13 protein-coding genes and 1 pseudogene are annotated in these 25,142 nt (G+C 48.6%); all 14 read right to left on the reverse strand.

The annotated features are described in order from the left end of the window. Positions 1 to 37 precede the first annotated feature (37 nt). The 14 genes and pseudogenes from RDN79_RS08055 to RDN79_RS08120 all read right to left on the reverse strand — a co-directional run bounded on the left by RDN79_RS08055 (position 38) and on the right by RDN79_RS08120 (position 25,134). Positions 38 to 1,705 (reverse strand): RagB/SusD family nutrient uptake outer membrane protein, encoded by a 1,668-nt coding sequence (locus tag RDN79_RS08055; protein ID WP_298553068.1) that lies wholly within the window; start codon positions 1,703 to 1,705, stop codon positions 38 to 40. A gap of 23 nt (positions 1,706 to 1,728) precedes the next feature. Continuing rightward, positions 1,729 to 5,007 (reverse strand): TonB-dependent receptor, encoded by a 3,279-nt coding sequence (locus tag RDN79_RS08060; RefSeq protein WP_298553069.1) that lies wholly within the window; start codon positions 5,005 to 5,007, stop codon positions 1,729 to 1,731. 215 nt (positions 5,008 to 5,222) lie between these two features. Further along, positions 5,223 to 6,167, reverse strand: coding sequence for a FecR family protein (locus RDN79_RS08065; protein ID WP_298553071.1), 945 nt, complete (start codon positions 6,165 to 6,167; stop codon positions 5,223 to 5,225). 32 nt (positions 6,168 to 6,199) lie between these two features. Beyond that, complete coding sequence (locus RDN79_RS08070; RefSeq protein WP_298553073.1) at positions 6,200 to 8,188, reverse strand: hypothetical protein; 1,989 nt, start codon at positions 8,186 to 8,188, stop codon at positions 6,200 to 6,202. 71 nt (positions 8,189 to 8,259) lie between these two features. Further along, a complete protein-coding gene (locus tag RDN79_RS08075; protein WP_298553076.1) occupies positions 8,260 to 8,814 on the reverse strand; it encodes an RNA polymerase sigma-70 factor in 555 nt (184 codons plus the stop codon). An 86-nt stretch (positions 8,815 to 8,900) separates the two neighbouring features. Beyond that, positions 8,901 to 9,755: pseudogene (locus tag RDN79_RS08080) on the reverse strand (glycoside hydrolase family 31 protein); the annotation flags it as partial. A 57-nt stretch (positions 9,756 to 9,812) separates the two neighbouring features. Further along, positions 9,813 to 11,969, reverse strand: coding sequence for an alpha-N-acetylglucosaminidase (locus RDN79_RS08085; protein WP_298553078.1), 2,157 nt, complete (start codon positions 11,967 to 11,969; stop codon positions 9,813 to 9,815). Then, positions 11,966 to 13,537, reverse strand: coding sequence for a DUF4832 domain-containing protein (locus RDN79_RS08090; RefSeq protein ID WP_298553080.1), 1,572 nt, complete (start codon positions 13,535 to 13,537; stop codon positions 11,966 to 11,968). Before RDN79_RS08090 ends, RDN79_RS08085 begins: the two co-directional genes overlap by 4 nt. A 1-nt stretch (position 13,538) precedes the next feature. Then, entirely contained in the window at positions 13,539 to 14,726 is a 1,188-nt protein-coding gene (locus tag RDN79_RS08095) for a family 16 glycosylhydrolase (protein ID WP_298553082.1), read from the reverse strand. Between the two features lie 82 nt (positions 14,727 to 14,808). Further along, the gene (locus RDN79_RS08100; RefSeq protein WP_298553084.1) at positions 14,809 to 16,281 is read right to left on the reverse strand and encodes a RagB/SusD family nutrient uptake outer membrane protein; all 1,473 of its coding nucleotides are present in this window, start codon (positions 16,279 to 16,281) and stop codon (positions 14,809 to 14,811) included. 34 nt (positions 16,282 to 16,315) lie between these two features. Then, positions 16,316 to 19,795: a TonB-dependent receptor gene (locus tag RDN79_RS08105; protein ID WP_298553085.1), complete on the reverse strand. Its 3,480-nt coding sequence runs from the start codon at positions 19,793 to 19,795 to the stop codon at positions 16,316 to 16,318. A 157-nt stretch (positions 19,796 to 19,952) separates the two neighbouring features. Further along, complete coding sequence (locus tag RDN79_RS08110) at positions 19,953 to 20,933, reverse strand: FecR family protein (RefSeq protein ID WP_298553087.1); 981 nt, start codon at positions 20,931 to 20,933, stop codon at positions 19,953 to 19,955. 480 nt (positions 20,934 to 21,413) lie between these two features. Beyond that, positions 21,414 to 21,959, reverse strand: coding sequence for an RNA polymerase sigma-70 factor (locus RDN79_RS08115; RefSeq protein ID WP_298553089.1), 546 nt, complete (start codon positions 21,957 to 21,959; stop codon positions 21,414 to 21,416). A gap of 25 nt (positions 21,960 to 21,984) precedes the next feature. Continuing rightward, positions 21,985 to 25,134, reverse strand: coding sequence for a hypothetical protein (locus RDN79_RS08120; protein WP_298553092.1), 3,150 nt, complete (start codon positions 25,132 to 25,134; stop codon positions 21,985 to 21,987). Between the last annotated feature and the right edge of the window lie 8 nt (positions 25,135 to 25,142).

The following is a 25,142-nucleotide window of genomic DNA, read 5'->3' on the forward strand; positions in this document are numbered from 1 at the left end:
CCTGACGCGCTTTTTCCTTATAATTCAGAACCGGTTATTATTTCCAGCCTTCGTTCTGGGTGATACGGCCTGGGTTCAAGTCGATCTCAGCCTGCGGGATCGGCCACCAGAAATCTTTTACGGTATAGGCCTCTCTCTCTGCCGGGATCAGAACGGTAGGTTTAGGCGTCCCGCTTGAGAAGTCGCGATATTCGATGCCTTCGATCGGCTTGTTCATCACATCCAGCAAGATGTTCCAGCGACGGATATCGGCAAAACGAAGGCCTTCCTGCGCCAGTTCCACCCGCCTTTCGTTGCGGACCAGGTCACGGAGGCTGCCGTTATAACGTTCGGCAACCATCTTGTCGATATCGTTCGTATTGCCAGCACGGTCACGGATCACTTTTATCAGGGACTTGGCCTCGTCCGTACTTCCTCCGGTTTCCACCAACGCTTCGGCTCTCAACAGGTAAGCTTCCGCATAGCGGAAAATGATAAACGAGTTGTAGGTCGTCCAGGTTTCAGGTTCCTGGCAATATTTCTTCCAGGACAAGCCGGTAGGCGTCTTGTTCCATTCGCCGCCACCGCCTTCCGACAAGACATCGCCTACGCTGACTTCCTTGTCCTGCAAAGTCCCGTAATCCTTATTGGGGTCGAAATAGGCTTTGCCATCCTTTTCAACCACATTGTTCGGAATCGTATTGAAATATTTGCCGCGCATTTCCATGCCCGGAGCGTAGATGGTCTGGTAAAAACGGGCGTCCTTATTCAGATAGGGCATGGCCTCGTTCCTCTCGCCCACATATTCGAATGCATCCGCCAAAGCCTTCACCGGAGTGGTCACGCAATATCCGCCGATAGACTGGTTATACCAATTCCCCCAACTGTTCGTCGCATCCAACGAGTAGCGTCTGACGAGGATCACCTCGTCCAGGTCTTCACAACCAGTCATGAACAACTTGTCAAAATCGGCCAGTTGCGGAGCGGATGCAACCAGATGGGCCGTTTCGTCCAACGTGATCTGGAAATAAGACTTATCATTCAGGTAACCGGCGGCATAAGCGGCGGCACGTGCACGAAGCAAGCGGGCGGCCGGTTTCCCGATCTTCGACTTATTGCTGGGCTTGTCCGGCAGTCCGGCAATTGCCTTGTCCAGATCATCCAGGATAAAATCGAACACTTCTTTCGGGTCCTGTACTTGCTTAACGTTTTCACTCTCCGCTACCGTAGCCGGATTTTCCGTATAAAACATGATATGTCCGAAGATGGAAACCAAATCCAGGTAGAAATAAGCACGCAAGGTACGAGCTTCACCCAAAACCTGGTTCCGGTTAGCATCGCTTTCCCCGCCCGGCCACTGGTACTTATCGATGTTGTTGATCACGTTATTCGCACGCTGGACGGAAACATATCCTTTATCCCATTTGTCGGCCGGGAAAGAGGAAGCCGTACTTCCGATGCCTCGTCCCAAATCATATCCCCTGTTCCAACTATGCGTAACCAAGCCATTATCCGTCACGCCATCCATCCATAAATCATAGCTTTCGACATTCAGCCTCTCATACAAGGCGGTCAACGCCTTTTCATAGTCTTCTGCCGATTTGAAATAACCGTCTGCCGTAATGATACCTTCCGGCTCCAGATCGATATTGCTGTTACAACCGCCTGCCATACAAAGGGTAAAAGCCAATGCCCCATATAGCAACGATTTCTTATATATTTTCATAATGCTCTATTTATAAGTTTAGATTAAAAGATAATGTTCACACCGAAATTCACGATTCTCAACGGAGGGAAATCATTGATCCGATCACTCTTCCCTTCCGGGTCCAGACCTTGATACAAGCTACTGAATGTAAGCAGGTTCGAACCTGAGACATACAATCTCAGCTTCGTGATTCTCAGTTTGTCCGTGATGCCCTTCGAGAAGGTATAACCCAACTGGGCATTCTTCAGACGAAGATAGTTTGTCTTTTTCAGGAAGAAAGAGTTGTAAGTAGAGGCGTTCCGGTTATTGGCCGCTTCCAAACGGGGCATTTCGGCATTTCCATTCTGGTTCTCTTCCGTCCATCTGTCGCGGAAATGGACGCCGGTGAAGGCCTCATAGCTCGGTCCTTCGATCCATTCGCCGTACATCATACGGTTCGCGCCGCTCGATCCCTGGAACAACAGACTCAGATCGAACCCTTTATATTCGCCGCTGATATTCCATCCATACGTGAACTTCGGGATGTTGGAAGTAAAGATCTGACGGTCGTCCGGATCGATCGTCCCGTCGTTATTCGTATCGACCAGTTTCACATCGCCGGCATGAAGATCGGACATACCGCGCGGGTCCGATTTATATTTGGCGCGGTATTCTTCCAACTCCTGTTCGTTCGCGATCAGACCGTCTGCCTGATAGATGTAGAAAGCGTTCAAAGGCGAACCGATCGTCTGGATATTATAACCGCTGATATTCTTGTCGTCGCCACCGCGGTCGACCCATTCGTTTTTGTTATAAGCCAGGTTGAAAGAGGTGTTGAACGTAAACTCTCCGAATGTTTTGCGAAAACCGACCATCGCTTCTATACCTGAGTTACGGACCACTCCGGCGTTTTGTTCGGGAGCATCCAGACCGATGAAATGAGGAATGCCCAATGCTAACAGAATATCTTTCGTATCTTTGGAGTACCAGTCCAGTTCACCATAAATCGTGTTATTCAGGAAGCCGAAGTCCAAACCGATATTGGTCTGTTCCACCGTTTCCCACGTCACATCCGGATTGGCCATCTTCTTCTGGTAAACCGCAGAGACGAGGCTGCCGTTCATAACTACATTCGAGGTGTTATACTGGGGCAGATACATGAAGGCATCGATACGTTCGTTACCGGTCTGTCCCCACGAGGCTCTCAGTTTCAGATTATCCACAAATCCTAAATTCTTCATGAACCCTTCTTCCGAAATACGCCATGCGGCAGAGAAAGACGGGAAAACACCCCACTTATGGCCTTTCGCAAAACGGGAAGAACCGTCGGTACGGATATTCGCTTCAAATAGATACTTATCCTTGAAACCGTAGTTTACACGTCCGAAGAAAGAATTGATGCCCCACTTTGTCGGATATCCTTCCGCAAACTGGCTACCGGCCGAACCTAAAGAAACGTCCGGCAAAGCATCGGAGATCAAATCCTTACGCTGAGCCATCGAATAGTAGTTGCGGTACGAGATTTGTTCCATACCGTAGAGCAATGCCAGATCATGATCGTCGCCGAAACGCTTCTTGTAATTGGCCAGGAAACGAAGTGTCATCTGGTAGCTGTTGTTACGTGAATCTTTTACACTGTTCGGGTTATTGCGTTGTGTAACCAGTTCACCGGCTTCATTGTAGTATTTATAATTCTTATAATGGATCTTTCTTCTGTCCCAGGAACCGTTCAATGAGGCCATACCCGTAAACACCAAATCCTTGATCGGTTCGAAATCGGCTTTTACCTGTCCGTAAACAATATCCTTGTTATAACGGTCTTCCCCGACCACGTCCATATCCATAAGGGAAATCGCGTTCCGGTTTTGCTTGTCCAGCCGGTAATCACCATTTTCATATTTTACAGGAGAGGTGGGTTGCATACTCCATACTTCATATTGCACGCTTCCCAGAGATTCCGGCCACAAACGGTCGATGTGACGATAGGTCACGTCACTACTGACTTTTAGCATCTTTCCGATATTCAAGTCCGTATTGACACGATAGCTGTAACGCTGGTACTCCGTATTCTTAACCAACCCCGGCTGATCGAGATAATCAAACGAGACCAGATAGCGTCCGACTTCGCTTCCTCCTGTCAGGTTCAATGTATGTTGCGTGATATAAGTGGGCTTATATACTTCGTTCCCCCAGTTCAAGTAAGAATGATTATACGGATCATCGCCTCTTTCCGTTGCCAGGATATCATCCTCCGAATATTGGATCGAACCTCCCGAATTGACAAGCGCCTCGTTTACCATCGTCATATACTCGCGTGCGGAAACCTGCTCAGCTTTTACCGCCCGGTCCTGGAAACCGATCGTACCGTCGTACGATAATTTTACTTTCCCCTCCTTGCCGCGTTTGGTCGTTACCAAGATTACACCGTGAGCAGCACGTGAACCGTAGATAGAAGCAGATGCGGCATCTTTCAAGACGGAGATATTCTCGATTTCGGAAGAAGGGATCTGGCTGAGTGACATTTCGATACCATCCACCAATACCAGCGGTTTGGCATTGCCGGTCGTACCGACACCGCGCAAGTAGATTTCAGGATCGTCACTACCCGGAGCGCCGCCACGGTCGACGACCGTGATACCGGGGCTCAAACCCTGTAATGCCTTTGTGGCATTCACGACGGTCATCTTATTGATCTCGTCCCCTTCCAGTTTGGTAACGGCGCCGGTAGTCGTCACTTTACGCTGAACACCGTAACCGACCACAACGACCTCGCTCAATGCCTGGGTGTCTTCGACCAACCGGATAGCCAAGGTCGACTGGTTACCGACCTTTACTTCCTGTGTATTATAACCGATATATGAGATCTGTACGACCGCTCCCGGAGCGACTTCCAGCGTAAACTTGCCATCGATATCAGTGATAATGCCGTTTGTAGTTCCTTTTTCAATCACGTTGGCTCCGATAATCGGTTCACCCAGATCGTCCGTGACCACCCCTGTGATTGTCTTCTTTTGCTGGGCAACGACCGGGGCGGATGGGTCCTTTGCCTTATGGCTCGACAGGACAATGTAGGAACCCTTCTGGGAATAACTTAATCCCAACTGGGTAGAGAGATTATCCAGAACCTCCTTGATGGACTTACCGACCATATTAACGGATATCCTTTTATTCACATTCACGCCTGTGTCATAGATAAAAAGATATTCCGTCTGCTTTTCAATAGTATTCAGATAATCTTTCACTGAAAGATTATCACCCTGCAAGGTGATCTTTTGCGATATCGCATTCTCTGCATGCAAGCAGAGAATGGCTGCAAATAATAACATATAGGTTATTCTCATAATCCTAAATAAATGTTTATGCCGTGATTTTAATAAGAGACAAAACCCCGACAAAGGTATTTTATTCATAACTTTGTGATATTTAAAGATTAATACTTGTGTTAGACATGTGTTAGTTGCAAGGCGGTGAATCTCGCACATTCATCGCCTTTTTACATTGTTTTCCGTGCTTTATTTCATTCCATAGGCATTTCTCGTTTTTAATTTAAGGTTACTTACTTGATATAGATAATCGTGTTATCGTCACTACGGGTAAAGCTAAAACGCGTACTGCGTTGCAACACCTGCAAGATGAAATCCACACCGTCCGAGACACGGCATTTACCGCTGCATTTATAGTCATGCAGTCTTTCGTTCCGGATTACGATACGGATATCATACGTCTTTTCAAAGCGTTGCATCAAATCGGCAAAACGGATATCCTCAAAACAGATCAGCCCCTCTTTCCAACGATAATCATCCAGGTTGCGGATCGATTCGACCACCATATCATTGCCTCTCAATTCAGCTTTCTGCATAGGGGCAAGCCGGAGCTTCGATCCCGGTTCCAGGTTGTTCGTCAATTCGATAGAACCTTCCAACAGAGCAGCGGAGAACTCACAATTCAGCTCCTCCACCCGGACATTGAATTTCGTTCCCAAAACTTTTATATCGTATCGATTCGTTTGTACGACAAAAGGATGTTCCGCATCTTTAGATACGTCGAAATAGGCTTCCCCCTTCAGCGAGACGTTACGGGTTTCCTCCTTAAAAGAGGCCGGATAGGTCAATTCGCTACAAGCGTTCAGCCAAACGTTCGTCCCATCGGACAGGGTGATATTCGCCCGCTGACCCGGAGGGACGGAAATCTTGTTCATCGCCAACGCAGGAGCCGGCTTCGCCATACGGTCATATATGTACAAGGCGGATACTATCAAAACGGATATTGCAGCAGCTATCTTCAGGGATTCTCCGATAACGAAAGGCAAACTGAGACGGCGGGCGGCCCGTTCCGAAGGGCTATTTTTCGCCTGATGCAACAACAGCACATCAAAATATTTCCGCTCTTTTATCAGCTCTTCCCTATTTTTATCAGAAGCATCCGCCCAATTGCAGACAGCCTCTTCCTCTTCAAAAGAAGCTGTCCCTGCAAAAAACCGATGTAATACTTTTTTGTCCATATACTATATAAGCACTCCCCGGAAGCAACCCCCTAAAATTTTATCCGGATATTTTCACCTTCTTTTATTTTCCGGTTGCTGATCGTTTTTCCGTCGGAGAGAACGGCAACTTGCAATTTATCTCCGGCACGCTTCACCTCGATATCGAAGACCTTTCCGAAAGCGCAGATCTTCCGCAGGTTCATGTGATCCCACTCCTGCGGGAGGCGGGGAGTAAAGACAAATGAATTCAGGCCGGTCGGGCGAATACCGAACATGCCTTCCGTGATGATGCGGCAATACAAACCGCTTTCGGCCGACAAATGGCGTTGGCTGCCTTCCGGCCATGCCTCGATGGCATAAGGGACGTGTTCTCCCAACAAACGCTGGGAAGAGTAGAACTTCAGGTAATCTGTGGCTTTCTCCGTTTCGCCGCAAGCATACACGCCACGCAAAGCATACAAGGTGGAACGATCCCAGAATGTTTCACTTCCGGCCTGCGTCAGCAAACCGTTTTCCGTCCACAGGCGCGGCGAGAACAAAGCCTGTATGGTCGCATCTTTCCGGTCCTGGATTCCAACCGTGAGCGGTATGCAGATCCAGGAACGCAGGACATCGTTGCCTTCATAATATTTATAGGTATCGAATCCCTCGACGGTCCCGCCGAAATAGCGGTCGATATTTTTCTTCAGCGTTGTAGCCTGACGAGCATAGGCAGCTACCGGCTTACCCAAATCTTTTCCTAAATAACCGGCCGAGATCAAAGCATCATAATATAAGGAAGAAGTACAAAGATTTGCTTTTCCGGCAGGGAAACGGTTTTCCAGTTCATCCGCATCGGAAGCCACAACTCCGCCTTCATTCAAATTGCGCCGGCAATATTCCAGGCACCATTCGATCAGCGGCCATAATTTTTCGGCCTCCTCCTTGTCTCCGCATGACAAAGCATAACGGGAAGCGCCATACGCAACCATTGCCGCATCGCCACGGTCGCCGGCTCCCGCCCAGATGTCGATGCCTTCGGCTATGATCGAACTGGGGATCGGCTTGTATTCCGGATTCATGAAACGGGCAAAGTGCTCATAGGAACACAGTGCGGAGCGGTTTCCAATCTCATACCCTAAATAAGGGAAGAAGGGATTGATATATTCCGCCTGGTCGTTCGCCCAGATAGCGGCATAATAGGATTCGCCGCCGGGACCGTGCATCAAGCCGCCTTTCGTGTCGTAAATACTTTCGGCACCGCGTATTTTTGCAAAGGCGAACATCGTGTTGATGACAGGATCGGGCGTGTCTAAGACCAGCTTGTCCCAAAATCCGGCAATCAACGCTTGGCGGGCCTGCAATTCCTGCTCTATGTCGAAAGCCTGTTCATTTTCATCCTTCTTATATCCGGCGAAGGTCGCGCTGAAGGTCAACTCCTCGCCCGGTTGCAACTGGCGGGCCGCTTGTCCGTTGATAGTCGCAACCAGCTTGTAGCTACCCTCCACTCCTTTCGCAGGATCCGTCCCGATCACCGAACGGGAAGAAGGAATTTCCACCGACACGACGGATTCGCCTGTATTCCGTAAAATATATTTTTCACAAAAAGCAGGATTCTTGGTGGAAGGGAACAGGATGCGGGTTAGGCCGAGCTTGCCTTTGCGGGGAAGCACATATTCGCTCTGCACGACCATCGTGCCGTTCAACGTGACCTCTTTTACTTTTTCGTTCAGCAACGACTGTCCGTTTACTTCGACCATATCCGTCACGTCCCAGGCAAAACGGCGCATCAGGCTGGCATGCGTATTGTTCGGGATCGTGCGGAGCATCGGCCATACCAGACTCCTGTTCAGCAGAAAAGCCCCGTTCGCATCGACTCCGTAACGCAGGACGGTCGAAACTTTCAACCCGCTCATTTCGAGATGGTCTTCATGCGGGACGCGCCCGTCTATCTGCCAGGTAATACCACCGGCAGGATTAATGACCCAACGATCGGCTGCCGAAACGGAAAGGCAACTGATCCATAAAAGAGATAAAAGGCAATAAATCTGTTTTTTCATGTTATTTAATTGATAATGTGTTTTTCAAACTTCCTATAATAATAAGCACTTCAAACGGAGAACCCCCTAAATCATATGAACAACAGGATGGTCATATAATCCTTCAACTGCACCTTTAAGATCCTCAATGCTTTGGAAATATGGAACTCCACGCTCTTGACGGAGAGCGAAAAATGGGCGGCGATTTCCGGATAGGTTTTATTTTCATAGCGGCTCATGATAAAGATCCGGCGGGTCTTGTCGGACATCATCGCCAAGGCCTCATCGACGAGACGTCCGGCTTCCGAACTGAAGATTTCCTGCGGATCGCAGGCTTCAAGGGTGGCGATCCGCAGGTCGTTCACCCGCTGCTGGTGTTCCTGGATGCGTTGTTCCACATCCTCGCGGACACGAAGATGGCGAAGGTAGTTCAGGCATTTATGTTTGATCGCTTCCAAGATATAGGCAGGGATATTCGAATCGGATGCAAGCGCGTGGCGGTTTTCCCAGTAATACATGATCCCCTCGACAGCAATATCTTCCGCTGCCGCTTCATCTTGTGTGTACGTATTGGCGAAACGCACAAACAATCCGTGATAATCGGCAAACAATTTGTTAAAAGCTTTTATCTCCGAGGTAGTTTCCATGGTTCCTTTATTCGCGGATAAAGATAATATAAATTTCCTAACAGAAAGTTTCCGGGAAGAGTGTTTTCCGGAAACTTTCTGCGCATTTATCTTATTTTTTCAAACCAAGGAAGGCGTTCCAAAGGAGCCGCCACGTCGATCGTTTTCGGCCCCTTGAACTTTTTGCCCGTATCGTCCAGCCATACGCCTTTTGGCAACTGCACTTTTCGTGTATTCCCTTTCGTCAGTACCGGAGCAACCAAATATTTGTCGCCCAACATGAACTGGTCTTTACAATCGATGAAACCTTGATGCGGGAACGCATATTCCATATGACGGATAATCGGTTCCCCGGTCTTTGCGGCATGATGCGCCTGTTCGAGGATGTATGCTCCCATCTTTTCATGCAGACGGGCATAATCGCGGCAGATCGCCAGATGTTCCGCATCGAGGATACGCCATGGGGCTACCGAAAACTGCATCATCGGCATCAAGGCGTGTACCTGGCAGGAACGGACAATCAATTCCTGGTCGAGCTTCGTCTGATCTACCCCCAAGAATGAAGCGAACTGTCCGCCGCCGATCATATCCGGGCAGGCGTATGCATAGCCCAACAGGCCGGCAGCCATCATGTCGGGTATCAGCAGACCGACTGCTTTCCAGGAGTAATCCTTGTCACCGAGGCGTTGGACCAATGCTTCGCCGCCCATCTTCCATCCGGCCCGGTATTCATTGAACGGGAAGTCCAACCCGATCTTCGCCCAATACCGGCATATATCGACGGAGGTAGCCGACTTATCGTAAAACTCCAGTTCCGGGTCGTTATAATGGCCGATGTCACCGGCATCGAACTTAAAGCCATCCGCCCCGTATTTCTCCTGCATGCCGCGCAACTGTTGTTTCAGATGTCCGGCAGCCGCCGGATTACTCAGGTCATAGCAGGCGCTATAGCCGTTCCACCAAGAGTAATCCGTGCCTAAAAGAAAGTACAACAGGAATTCTCTCACGACAATAAATCATCAGTTACCGAATATTTCGGCAAATATACGTTTTACAGTTGGAATGCAATCACCATCCGGCTGGTTGGAGTAAGGACTTGTCTGCCTTGTCCAGGGTTCCTCGATCGCATAGAAGTCGATCTTTGCCGGAGTTTTACCCTCCAAAAGCCGTGTCTGATAGTCGAACCAGGTCTTCCAACGCATATAATAGAAATCTTTCAGGATACCGTTCCATTCACGATGGGCATAATCACGCAAGCCGCCTTCGTCGGCCGCCAACCGGTTGCCCCAGGTCGTGATCTGCACACGGGCGTTCCATTCGTACAAGTCCTTTTCTTCGGGGGTATTTCCCAGACTGCGGGCCCGGCCAATCCAGGTTCCGACCCTGAACTCCGGGCGTGTTCCGAGCAATTCGTCCTGCAACAGGATCAGGCGCAGGAAACGGTCGGCGGCATCCTTATACAAAACCTTGTCGCCGGCGGCGAAGGCCGCTTCCACGACTTTTTCCGTCAGACGTCCTTTCTCGGCGATTGCCTGGCGGACGATATCGACCAGATCATACTCGAAATTATTGTTTCCCTTGAACTGATCGGCAACAGACACCATCATGGCGGCGGCACGGATCACATCGTTCGGATCGTAATAATCTTCCATTTCCGACCAGCTCGAAACCAGATACGGATGATCGGTAGGACGGGCACAGAACACGGACTCATGGGTTCCCTGCTGCGTATTCGCGTCCGGACAATTATAGATGGAATTGCTCAACAGGACCCATGCATCCTCAACAGCCGGATCGCTCTTTCCGTAACGGGCCGCCGTGTAGGCTTTCAACCACTGATCTTTATCGAAACGCTGCGAGCGCCAAGGCAGTTCGGTCAACAGTTCGAACATCACCGGGTTGTTTTCGCTTCCTTCCATCGTCATGCCGACCCCTTTCAGCGTCGTGCCGAAGGGGCTTTCCTTTGCCTTATAGAATTCGTCGATCACATGTTTCATCTTCCCGTGCAACCCGACGTTCCCTCCATAGTTCAACAACATGCAGTAAATCCAGTCGTGCTGCCCGAAACCATCCTTCCGATACCAGGTAGAGGCCGGATCCCCCCACTGCGGACGGCTTTCCGCAAACAAATCCAACACGATCAGATCACCGGCTTTTAAATTCTCGATCATCCGGGGACGCGGGTTCGCCTGCCAGGCCTGCGCCACCCAAACGGCTTCCGGATTGTTCTTTTTCATCGCCTGCATAATCGCTTTGCCGGCCGCATCCAGATCCACGCCGGCCACACTCCCGCCTTCATGGAACGGGTCCATGCTGTAATAGTTCGCTTTGCCGTACAACTTATTCATCTCCTTATAATATAAGGAAGCAATCTCCTGGAACCGAGGGTCGGTCGGCTGCAAAAATGCCGGACGGCGATATCCGCACCACAAACCCGGATCGGAGACATTCAAGCCTAACTTTTCTTTTGCGTTATGGGGAACCATCCCGGAGTATCCGGGGAAAACCGGCTCGATACCGTACTCACGCATCCGCTTCACGATCTGTTTCTGCAAAGCGACCTGCTGCCCGTACCAACTGTCCGGATTCGGACCGCCCCAGCCTTCCAGGTTGTTCATCAGCCACCAGGCCTGGAAACCGGGACCGGCTACAAACTCGTCGATCTCCTCCTTCGTATAGCCCAACTTGCTCAATACATTGTACCAGACACCATCCGTCCCGACCATCGCCAACGGCAGGTTGATCCCGTGCAACGCCATCCAGTCGATCTCTTTCTCCCAACGCGCCCAATCCCAGAAAGCCATCGTATAGGAAAACGTACAATAGTTGAAGTCATAACGGTATTTCATATCCGTCTCATGACGTTCCTTCTGCTTCACGGCGGGCAGGACTTCGGGCAACTCCGCCTGCATGCCGTTCCAGGAAAGATGAATCCCAGCATAATATTTCAGATACCAGTTCAACCCGGAAGCGATACTCACATAATTGTTTCCACGGATCACCACCTTGTCGCCTTTCTGGTCGAGTTCGAAGAAATCGGCAGGCGATTTTACCTGTTCAATCACAAATTTACGCGATGCACCTTTGTCGATACGTTCCAGCAACCCTTCGATAGGGGAAGCCGCCTTAACGGCAAGCGCAACCAGCAGCAAGCCGAGGATATGGATGATTTTCATTTGATAGAGATTTTATTCATTAAGATATTGACACCATACTTTCCGTCAGGCGACACCCACCATTGCGTATCGCCATTCGCGCAACGGATCGCGCAACGGTTATCATACTGCAGACGAGCGGAACCGTCCGGAATCCATAGGCCGAGGCGGTACGTCCCTTTTTCCAGGTCTGCCGGAATTTGCAGATCGGTCGAAATTGTATGCAGCAACGGAGTACATGCGCTATCACCCGGCTCATACGGTTGCCAGTCGTTCACATCCGCATCGGTCAAGGCGGCATGGCAGACCTTGCCAGACTCGTCGATCAGGACCAAATAGACCGGATGTTCGTTAAACAAGGTCGAGAATCCCCGGTTTACCAAAGATATCTCGACCGGATTAGCCTGCCCGGCAAGCAAAGTCGCCGGAGCCGTCATCTCCTGCAACTCGATACGGTAACCGAGGTGGTCCCGGATATAATCGAATACGTTCCGTTCTGCCACAGAACCGTCTTTCCTGGTGAAATATCCGTCCGATACCGGCATCTTGTTTTCCCGCAGGAATTCTACGGAAACAGGGGTTTCCTTCCAATACATCATGGAATACTTCTCTTTCGTATTCTTTTCTTTATAGTTATGGGTCGCACTAAGCGAAGTGAAATGTTGCAGGAACAGGCGCCGTGCCGTCTGCAATCCGTCGATCACCCATCCGGCTTCGGGATTATCAGGGTCCTCATTCATGCTCCAGGTCCCCCAGGGCAGTTCCCCGTCGACCGGAAGATAAGGAGACTCACGCACAATTTGTTCATAAGCCGGCGTGCCTTCGGACATTTCACCATCCCAGCGATGTTGCTTGATCACAATAAAATCATCGTGAAAAGAGACACGCTTATAATCATCCGAAACCGGATCCAACAAGTTCTTATATTCGGGAACCCGTATCTGGACAGCCCGCCCTTCCGGTGCCATCCGGCAGATGTGTTGCAAAACAGTCCGTTTCGTCTCGTCCGACTTCTCCAAGCCGTGAAAAGAACTGTGCCATTCTCCCCAAGCGCCGATCATACCTGCTTGCACGACCTGGATCACATCTTTATTCTTTTCGAGAAAAGGCCGGAGCTGTTCCGTATGACGGACGATATCTTCCAACGTCGGCCCCGTTGCCGCCCTTCCCATAAATTGGGTTTCGTAGGCAAAACGGAGCACTGCTTTCTTGCCAAGTTCACGCAGTTTATCAAGAAAAATATTCATCGTCCGGAAATCCGCCTCTGTCAAATCCTTTCCGACTGCTCCCGTCAGATAGAAATAGGTCTGAACCAGGGAAACACTGTCGGATGCATAAAGTTCGGACTGCTCTTCCAGATAGGAGGTGATATCAGGATATTCTTCGGGAGCCCAGACATAGTTCTTTTCCGTTACATCCAGCGCCACTTCAAGACGGAACCCTCTTTCGGGATTATACAGTCCTTCCATACCTGCCGGATCATCCGCATAAATGCCCCGGAAAGTACGATGCTGCACACCGGAGTTGCAAGAGGTGAAATACCCAAGTGCCAATGCGATAGCCAGAGCCAAGGTCACTATGTTCTTCATATCAATCGTTTTTAGTTGTTGTTATAATCAATGTTGCTTCCTGCCCTTTCAGCAAATCATCCGACAGGCCGGTGATCTTTCCGTTCACGATAACCGTCCCGGCATCCTGAATCCGGCGAAAGGCAGTATCGCTCAACGGTTCCCATTCCACGAACTGCTGTGTTACCGTCCCGTCGTTATAATGCACGTTCACAAACGAAGGCGTGTACAACAATTCGCGTGTCACATGTCCGTCAATATCGCGCAAGGTAGCTTTTCCTTCGGATACCTGCAAGCGGGCAGGCTCGATTGCAGTAATACGCAGTTCATTTTCCGGTACCGCCTGACAGCTGTCGGGTATCTTCTTGTACATGCGGATATAGTCGATATCGAAACTCTTCGGATACGGGACAGAGGGATCGTACGTCCCTGTCCAGCCGTTCTTCGCTTTCCGATTGTCATAGAAAGAGATAATCTGGATCAGCGGATACGTGATCGCCGCCTTATGCGTCATCACCTGTATGCCATCCACATAAACGGTTACGCCTTCCGGTGTCCAGTCGAAGCCATATACATGAAACTCATCCGCCAACTTCTTATTGGCAAACCAGGGATGTTCCGTATGATATCGGATCGTCGAGTCTTTCCAGCTATGCACGGTCGACCAGATGCGATCCACATCCGTTCCCAATATTTCAAAGATGTCGATCTCGCAACTCTGGTTCGGATCATCCTCAAAGCCGATCAGCCACCAAGCACAATGCACACCGCCTCCGGCCTGCATCTTCGCCCGCATTTCATAATAACCATACTGGTTGATCTGCGTAGCTTCGGTCTTAATCCGGTGAAGCGCCTTTCTTTCCGGGTCATAATGATGCATGCCTGTACGGCTGGCACTCATAAAGCCCGATATATACATCCCTTTATCAAACTCGTTCTTCGAATCCCGATCGATCGTCAGCCGGATCACGCCGTCTTTCATTTCGTATGTCGGTGTACAGACAGTCCGGTCTTTCGGCCAGGAAGGCAGATACTCCGGAATCCATTTCGCCCGGTCGATCTCTTTCCCCTCGAACTCATCGTGAAAGATCAAACGGTATCCCTCTTTTTCCAACGGGCTGGCGGGATAATCCTGCGCCTGTATGTTTTGTAAGTTACCCTGCAAAAGGAAACAGGCAAAAAGTGTACTGAATATATATTTGTTACTCATGATATTTACGTGTTAACAGAGAGAAAAAAGGCCGCAATAAAGCGGCCCTTTCTCTATTAAATATAGACTCTAAAAAATCGGATTAATAACCCGGATTCTGAATGATCTTACCTTTACCTTCATTGATAACGGCCTGAGGCAACGGGAAGAGAACGAATTCATCTTTAGTAGTCGTACAACCACGGTCTCTTGCGTTCTGGATGAATTGTCCGTGACGGATCAGGTCGGAACGGCGAACGCCTTCCCACCATAGTTCATGACCTCTTTCATCCAATATCTTCTGCAAGAAATCGTTTACGCCTTTTATATCACCCATAGCATATGGATTCAGTTTGGCACGCACACGAACCTGGTTCAACAGATCCAACGCTTCGGAAGTAACGGCATTCCCTTTACGAACGATTGCTTCTGAAAGCAAAGTCAGAACATCCGCATAGCGGTAAACAACCAGGTCGATCTGGCTACCGTCACCAGTAGATTCAGGGTCTTCGCCATACTTCACTGGCACAGCTCCTGAATAAATAGTACCATGTTTCTTGATATCGGATTCTTCATTGAAAAGAACACCATCAGTACCTACATATTCACCAACCAAAACAGACAAACGATCGTCATTCTTTTCAAAAGTATGATAGAAAGCCCAAGGCACTTTGAAACCATCCCATTTCTGGATAGCAGTATTCTGAGTTGGATAGTTGCCCGGCAGTGCATGGTCATGCCACAATTGCAGGGCCGTTCCTCTTTCTTGCGTACAAGCAAAAATAATCTCTTTATTCCCTTCATTTTCGAGCGTAAAGATATCTGCATATCTGTCCATCAATCCGTAGCCATATTCTGCTTTCATCAATTCACGACCGCATTCTTCTGCTTTTGCCCAATTCTTTTCGTGCATGTAGAACTTCATCAGGACTGTATATGCCAGCCCCTTGTCGAAACGTCCGTACTGTGTCGTACGGGTCGGCAGACCTTTCAGTGATTCTATTAATTCCGTTTCAATGAAGTTTGTCATTTCTTCCTTAGTCGCACGCGGTTCGATGATTTCATCCAACGGATTTTGTAGATCTTCCAATGTCGGAATTGGAATAGGACCATAGAAATCATACAACATGAAAGCCAGCCATCCACGTCCGAAATGAGCTTCTGAAACCAGCAAGGCCTTTTTCTCATCGCTCATTTCCACCTTTGAAATACGGTCCAATGTCAGTGTCATTGTTCCTAAATATTTGGCATAATCCGTATAGTTGAGAGTCGTATAAGAATGGTTCGGAGTCCAGTTGTGAGTCGTCAACGGAATCCAGCTATCATTTACCCAACAACAAACAGCAATATCGGTTGACATATCTCCGATAACCTGAAAGCTATGAGCCGTACTGAATACACCGCTATACTCAGCACTACGGAAAGGAGCATAAACACCTCCTACAACAAGTGCTTCCGCATCCTTTTCATTTGTCGGAAAGAAGTCCGGATTAATCGCGTCGTATCTCTCCGAATCCAAATTAGTACATGAGGCTAATGCGCAGCAGCACATTACTGTATATAATAATTTTTTCATGACTTTATCTTTATATTTTTATCTGTTTATACTATTAGAATGTAATATCCAAACCGAAACTGTATGTACGAACGTTCGGGTAAGCCCATTGCAACTGCGATGCATTGGTATCACTACTTGAAGCATCTGTTTCGGGGTCAAGACCTGTATACGGAGTAATGATAAATGGATTGTTCACATCAAAGTATACACGTACGTTTGACAAAATATGTTTGCTGGTCTTAATCGGAATATTATAACCTAACGTAATGTTACGACAACGAATAAACCATGTCTTTTCGTAATAGTAATCACCGGTTCCATATGCGCTTTCTGTTTGGAAATAACCCGGTAATGTTCCGTCCTGATTAGAAGAACTCCAAAGGTCGCTAATGGAAGTCGGTTGATTATAACCACGACGCAAATCATTTACGTTATTACTGATCCATGTTTTCTTATAACTACCAGCAGACAATTTGTTAAACTGTCCGTAGAAATAGATATTGAAATCAAAATTTTTATATCGCAATGTATTGTTGAATCCCAACAAGTAACCTGGGTCTTTACTTCCGTAAATCACTTTATCGGCATCATCCAACTTACCGTCAGGCTTACCGGTCTTCATTGGAATACCATGTTTGTCTACCTTGATGGAACCATCAGCTTCGTACACATAACCATCGATATCTTTAATCTTTACTTGTCCAGGAAGTGCACCCGGCATGTGGTCGATTGTTTCTCCCGGCTGAACCAGGCCATCCGACAAATAACCTGCAAACGTACGGATATATCCGTTATATTCGCTATAAGCACTCGGTTTCCAGTTCGGATCACGTTCTTTCCACTTGTCACGATACAAAGAGAATGTCAAATCGGAAGTCCATTCGAAATCTTTATTGCGGATATTCGTTGTATTGATTGTCAACTCAAAACCTTGGCTCTGTGTTTTGCCAACGTTTGCAATAAGCTTGTTTACTTCGTTATAAGAAAGCAATGTACGCTCGTTCAGCAGATCCGAGATAATTTTATGGTAATATTCAGCTGTTACATTGATACGTCCATTCAGGAATCCTAAATCCAAACCAACGTTCCACTCACGTGTAGTTTCCCAAGTCACATCACTGTTGCCCAGCTGGTCCAGGTAAACACCGTTGACCATAGAACCTCCGAAGATGTTATTACGATTTCCGACCTTATAATAACTATAAGCCACATCACCCACGTTAGAGTTACCGGTTTCACCATAGCTCAAACGTAACTTACCGTTAGATAACACGTTTTTCAACGGAGACATAAAATCTTCTTCCAAAAATCTCCATCCGGCAGCAACTGACGGGAAAACACCCCACCGATTACCTTCAGCAAAGTTTGAAGAACCATCCGTACGAATAGTTGCAGTCAACAGGTAACGATCCTTGAACGAATAGTTCACACGACCGAAGAATGAAGCCATACGAGATTTCGTAGCACTTGAACCGACAGTCGGACGTTTCGCATTACCAGCACCTAAATTATTGAACAAGAAACCGTCCGTAATAAAGTCATTGTTCTTGCCCGACAACATTTCATATGTAAACAGCTGGTAAGAATGACCTGCCAATACACCAAAATTATGCTCACCGATCTGTTTCGTGTAGCTTGCTGTCAATTCCATCAGATAATCGGAGTTATCAGCCTGAGCCACATAAGCAGAACCGTTTTCTCTGGCTCCGTAAAGAGTTGTTGTCGGCATATACTGTTTACGTTTCTGATAGTTACGGTCAATACCGAAGTTTGCTTTCAACAGCAAATCCTGGATAGGACGCACTTCAAAAAATACGTTTCCTAACAGACGCTCCTTTGTTGTCTTGTCTGTGATATCCAATAAAGACACAGGATTAGGCAAGAAAGAGGCATCAGAGTTCATCGAATAATCGCCATTCTCATCACGGATCGGCAGAGACGGGTTGAACTGAGCGGCAGAAACCAAAATACCAGCATTTTCATTCTGTCCATCGCCCAACGGCACATTATCATATTCGTTACGGGAAACATTCAAGTTTATACCCATCTTCACATACTTGCTCAATTTCTGATCCAGATTAACACGGGCGGAATAACGTTCCATGGCGTTATTCTTGATTACACCGTCCTGTTTGAAATAGTTTCCAGAAACCAAATATTTCGTATTGTCGTTACCACCCGTTACAGACAAGTTATGAGAAGTCTGGAAACCTAAACGTGAGATTTCGTCGAACCAATTCGTATTATTTGCCGGATTGGCAATTTCTGATTCAGTATATTTAGGTACATATGGCATCGCAATATCTGATTCCGACTTTCCCCCATAAATACCCACACCATTCGTACGCAACCATAATTCACGATTATAATTGTTTGTTGCCTGCATAAAGCCGGAAGCATCGAGCATTTCATACGATTTGGCAATCTGTTGAACAGAAGCAGAACCTGAATACTGAACCTTAGCAGCACCGCTCTTACCGCGTTTTGTCGTTACGATGATCACACCGTTGCCGGCACGCGCACCATAAATAGCCGTAGAACTTGCATCCTTCAGCACTTCAATAGATTCGATATCGTTCGGGTTGATAGAACCTAAGATGTTATCCGTGTTGCCATCCTTATACTGGTTACCGCTGTCCAAAGAACCCGGCGTACTGACTGGGAAACCGTCAATAATGATCAACGGATCGTTACCGGCCTTATCGGAAGAGGCAGCACCACGCACACGGAAAGTAGACTGGCCACCCGGCTGCGCACTGATCGTGCTTACCTGCAAACCGGCAGCTTTACCAGCCAAAGCGTGGCTGATAGAAGAGACCGTACCGACAGGAGTGTCATCCATCTTGACAGAAGCGACCGCACCCGTCAAGTCTTTCTTCTTCATCGTACCGTAACCGACAACCACCACTTCTTCCAGAGCCTGCGTATCTTCTTTCAACAGGACGTTGATCACACTCTGGTTCTTCACAGCGATATCCTGCGGAATGTATCCGATGAAGGAAATCTGCAAAGTCGCATTGGCCGGCACTTCGATGGAGAAGTGACCATCCATATCGGTAGTCGTACCGTTGGTCGTACCTTTCTGGATGACGTTCGCACCGGCAACAGGGCCGAAAGCATCGCTTACAGTACCGGTCACCTTACGATCCTGTTGTGCGACAGCGGCAGACGCCGGAGCGACTTCGGAAGTCAGGACGATGTGACGATCCTTGATCGTGTACTTCAAACCTGTTTTAGCAGCTATGGCGTCCAAGACAGTCTGAATGGTAGCATTCTTCTCATTGATAGAGATCTTTTCATTCTTGTTGATCTCTTCCAGATTATAGAAAAACAGGAATTCAGACTGCTTTTCGATCTGTTTCAACACTTTTTCTAACGTCTCATTCTTAGCTGAAACATTTAGAGTGGCAGTTTGTGCATAGGTGGAAGCAACCACGCTCGACAAGCAAACAGCCAACATTAACACGGTTAATTTCATGATTTTTATAGTTCTTTTCAGGTTAAGAGAAACAACTATACGTTGATTATTCATATTTTTGAATGTTTTTAAGATTAAACACGATCCCACGGCAATGGGAGTTTAATTGTTCACACTTTAGAAGAGAAGATCCGGCAAGATTTTCTCTTCTTTTTTGTTTACTACTAACTGGTATTCATATTTCCTACAAAGATTAGCAATTTGTTCTTATTTAGATTTCCGATATTGTCACGTGATGATCGTCGATCTTATACCGGATCGGGATCGACAGATGGATAATCTCCATGATGTCCTTGAGACTTTGCCCGCGATAGAAAGTCCCGGTAAATTTCCGGTGGTTCAACGCTTCCGACTTGACAGTGAACTGCACGCCGTAGACATGGCTCAACCGGTACAGGATAGCTTCCAGACTTTGTTCGGGGAAATAATAATATCCGGTTGTCCACGAGACAAACCGATTGGCGTCGACCTGTTGCAGGAGGGCCGATTGCGTTTTTTTGTTATAGACAAACTGTTCGTTCGGCTTTAAGATCGTAGGGTGTGACAGGTGCTGCGTAGTCAGCAGGACAGAACCTTCCAGCAGTGTTGTCGTCAGGAGCGAATCGGCCGGATAAGCGGAGACGTTGAACTTCGTCCCGAGCGCTTCGACAGATTGTTCGTTCGTTTTGACAATAAAAGGCTTATCTTTCTTTTTGGCGACTTCAAAATAGGCTTCCCCTTCCAGATACACGATACGTTCGGATTTACCATAACGGGAATCATAGGAGAAAGAAGTCCGGGTTCCGAGACTGACGCGGGTTCCGTCCGGCAAGACAACCACATCCGCTTCAAGCCCGTCCCCACCTACATAACTGGTAATCCGGTCAGCATGTTCCCTTGAAGAATAGAGAAAAACGGTAGAAGTAATCGCTGCGGCAAACATTGCCACAGCCGCATAAGTACTTATGCGCATCAATAAGGTAAACCTTTTGCGCTGGCGGGACTTTCTCTTATCGAGAAGGCGAAGCCAGCTATCATGTATTTCAGAAGCATCGCGGGAGGGAGCACAGGCTTCATAAAGCGCTTTCATCTCGAAAAACAATTTCTTATTGTCCGCACTTTCATTCACCCAAGCATAAAAATCGTCCAAAGACCGACCTTGCAGCCGTCCTTGCAAATACCCGATGATTAATTCCGAATGTTCGTTTTCCATGTTTTCTTAATTATTAGATGTAGATACAAAGTCGACACATGGTTAACTTAGCTCTTACATATACACAACGAACGGGAGGAAAAAAGTACTCACAAGAAAAATGATTTTTTTATAAAATATCTCCATGGCATCGCTAAAACAGAACATTCGGTTACCGTTATTCATTTTATTTCATATCTTTATCATTGGGAAAAGGCGCGTTATAGAGATAACATATACAGTAAGGGGGGGCGCAGGGCTGACTTTATTTGCTTTGTTCACCCGGCAATTATCAGAATTTCACCAATAGTATTTCAGAATTTCCCGGCATGTAATTTGTTTTCGACAATGTCGTATATATTCCCGACAATGTCAAACATATACTTGACAATGTCGAATTTATTCCCGACAATGTAGAAAACAGATTACACTTGCATCTACAGGACAATATCCCTTGGGAACTTACGAAAGAGTGCCTATGTTGAAAAACAGGAACAGCATTCAATCGAGAAGGAAGATAAGCAGGAACAGATTCGAACAGTTCTTGCGCAGATAAAGGAGGGAACGATAGAGCAGGTTCTCGACCGTACGTACGGAAAGATTCAGGTGTTCCGCTATTTCGGCCGCTTTCATGCCTTCGAGATAGGACATGCGGAAGACTTGCCGGCTTCTTTCAGGCAGCTCGGCGACCTTTTTCATCAACAGATCGAGCAGGTCTTTTCGCATGAAGAGTTCGTCGGATGCCTCAAAGAAGTCAAGTTCGTCCAATTTTAGCTGAAGGGCGCGATGATCGATGATCTCCTGCTCCATATTTATCCGGCGAAGATAATCCAGGCAGGCATTCCGGACGGAGACATAAAGCACCCGTTTCAGGTCATTCTCCGGAAGGCGGAACACCTGCTTGTCCCACAGTTTCAGGAATACATCATGAACAATATCTTCGGCAAAGAAGCCGGAAACGAACTTCTCCGCGAAGCGCATCAACATCGGGGCATACTCCGTATAAATATGCTGATATTGATCTATGTCCAAAGATGTATTCCCCATATTTGCAAATATAGAAAAAATCCAATTATTCATTAACAAATACGTCATGCACGCCCGGCCCATTGAATTTTAGCGGTTCGACCTTTCCGGTGACAGCATTCATACATTGGACGACATCGTCTCCGGCAGTCTGGACCTTGACCGCCCAACCGTTTCCTTTCTTGCAGACAGACAGGATATCCGTCGTATTGGAAGCCGGCATGACAGCCAATCCGTCAGCGCAGTGGATGGTCTCGATATGATAACGACGCACAGCTACCGGGAACTTTTTACCTTTATAAATAAAGGTGGCCGGGCGCTGATCCTGATCGCTCGCCCAATCGGCATTCAGCAGATAGATCGTACGGCCGTCCGAATGGTCCCAAACCGTGAAGCCGACGGAAGGAGCCGCTTCCATCCAGCCTTTGCAGGCTTCCTCGCCGGCAGTCTTGGCAGCGATCTCTTTCATGGCTGCCACGTAGTCGGCTTTCAACGTCGTTTCGGCAGGATAGGCTTTCCGGGGGAAATAGATGATTTTTCCCGAACCGAAGCCGATCTCCGTCTTAGTTGCCAACTGCCGGTAGTTCTCTCCCAACATCTCACGGATAACCGCGTCGTCGGCAGGGAAACGGACCGGCTGGTCGGGCTGCAACTCTTCGTTCAGATGGGCTGCCGTGAGCAAAAGCGTTCCGCCCTTGAATACAAAATCGCGGATACGCAGGAAGTCATCCGCGTCGTAACTGTTCCATCCGAGGAAGATCATCGCCTTATACCGGTCCATCACGTCTTGCGGCGCTTCGACAGGCAGCAGATCGACCGTGCCGTAAGGGGTGGAAGTGAACCAACCTTCCGGCCCGCAGCCATCCACGATATTGTCCGGATAGAAGACATTCAACAGATCGAAACTTTCACATGCCTTGTCGAACTTCCATTTATCACCCTTCTGCGACCACAGACTACCGCGGCCGAACGACTTCCAGGCGTCGTTACGTCCCTGGATCACGGCAATATTGCTTCTCAGGTCACCACGGCGGGAATGCGTTTCCACGAAATCGAGCATCTGATGCTGGGCGAACAGGTGTTCCTTGCCGGAAACGGAATAACGGTCGTTCATGTATTCGTCCGTCCACAAGGCCTCTTCCGTATTCATATGGGATGAACCGTGCATATAAGCAACGGCCAGCGACATATACAGGCGCAGGGAATGTTTCGGATCGGTAAACGGCCCTGAGCCCCACTGCATGGCATGAAGCGTCCCGTAAAGCGGACGGCTGTAGGCGCGGGACGCACCGCGCAGGGAAGAGAGTATGATTTCTTCCGGCCCGTACATCTGTTCGGCTCCCAGCCAGTCGTAACCGGCCTGATACAGATAGCGGAACAGCGTGGACGGTCCCGTATGGCGCGTGCTCGGACCTTTGGAATAGCGGAAATTGGCAACGAGCTTGCGGGCGCCGTCGGCCATGTCCGTCACCCCCTCCGGATCATAATGGATAAAGACACCGTGGTCGGTATAAATCGGACGATGTTTGGCAAAGATTCCGCCATAAGGACGGTTGCGGGCCGCCATATCGGAGAATACTCCCTGGTACTGGAAATGCTGCCAGTAATAGTAGCCGCCGTCATTCTCATGCGCCTGCTTGCCGCGGAACATCGGGGAGGCCAATGTTTCCAAGGAGGGATTGATCCGGCTGCCTGCCAGCGTACGTCCTTCGACTTGCCAGGCGTACGGGATCTTCAGCTGGTCCAGCAACCGGGTGTAATGGCCGATGACGGCAGGATCGGCTACGCGGAAACCGCTCCACTGGTAGGAAGGGCGGAACTGATACCAGTTGCCGACCCGGTTGGAGATATACCATTTGAAGAAATAATCATACGGCGTATATTGCTTGTCGATATAGATTTCGTCACCGGACGAAAGGTAGATCTGTTCAGCCTCCTTGTCGATCACCTGGCGGATTTGCGCCTGTTCCGTACGGCTGCCGTCGTCAAACACCAACGGGATAGCGTGGCCGGCCTCGCTTGCACGCATTTCCACGACATGCAGACCGGGAGTTTCAAACAGGCATTCCTGCTCGGCAGGTGCGGCTGCACCGTTTGCCTTCACTTTGAGGCTGACATTCGGTTTGTTCGTCTCCACCAATATGCCGAAAGAGGCGTTTTTGGCAACATATTCAGGGACGGAAACGACTTCGAAATCGCGTGCGGTCTCTTCGATGATCTCCAGGCCGCGCAGTTCATACGGATAAGCGGCGCGATGCGGTTCTTTCCGGAGCGTCAGTTTCATCTCGCCACTGCCTTGCAAGGAAGACGGAAGCGGGATATAGAAGTCCGCCACATTGGATGCGCGGTCGAAAATGTTTCCCTCGAAGATCGTCTCCCCGTTAAATTCGAGCTTCCACATCGGCCAGCTGCGGGTTGCGAGATTACAGCCGATCCAGTAGTTGTAGTCGTCCGTTTTTTGAGCAAATCGGGTGAACGGTATGGAGCAAACCGCTTTCTTGTCCTGTGCCAGGCGCGGAGCTTCCACCCAACATTCGCCGCTGAAATGCGTCCCGCCGACACGCAGGAAAGCACAAGCCACATTTTCCGGCAACACGAATGTCTCCGACACCGTCTGATAGTTTCCCGTACCTTCCGGGACCGGCATGTAGAACACGGAGTCCGGCTTGTCATAGATATCGTCAGCCGCCCGTCCCGGTTTCCGGTAGAACAGTTCGATCCCGACTCCGAAATCGCCCTTTCCGGAAACAGTCAGACCCTGTTTCTTCACGACCGGCAGCGTAACCGTCAGTTCACCCGGTTTCAGCAACTTACCGGAAACGCGGTAATAGGCATGGCGCTCGAAATCATTGTCTTCGCCTTTGAAATAAAGCGAATAACGGTCCTTTTTACGGATCACCGAATCCAGGTTGTCATCAATATAAAACTCGGACCGGCGGAACATTTCTTCACCTCTGTTCCGGAAAGGGGCAGGCATCTTCACTCCTCCGATCACACGCAGGAATTTCCGCGTCGGGATTCCGGACTGTCCGAAGGTGACGGTTTCGGAAATGCTCTGATCGGGTTGGAGCAGATGTGTTTTTTCACTTCCTGCGGGAGTAAAGACAACCGTTCTTGTCTCTTTCCAGGAAGATGCGGCGTATGCCTGAAGTGCGGCAAATGCGATTAGGCATAGGGAGATACATGTTTTTTTCATATAAACTT

Origin of the sequence: uncultured Parabacteroides sp., from assembly GCF_902493135.1 — a bacterium.
Classification (GTDB): domain Bacteria; phylum Bacteroidota; class Bacteroidia; order Bacteroidales; family Tannerellaceae; genus Parabacteroides.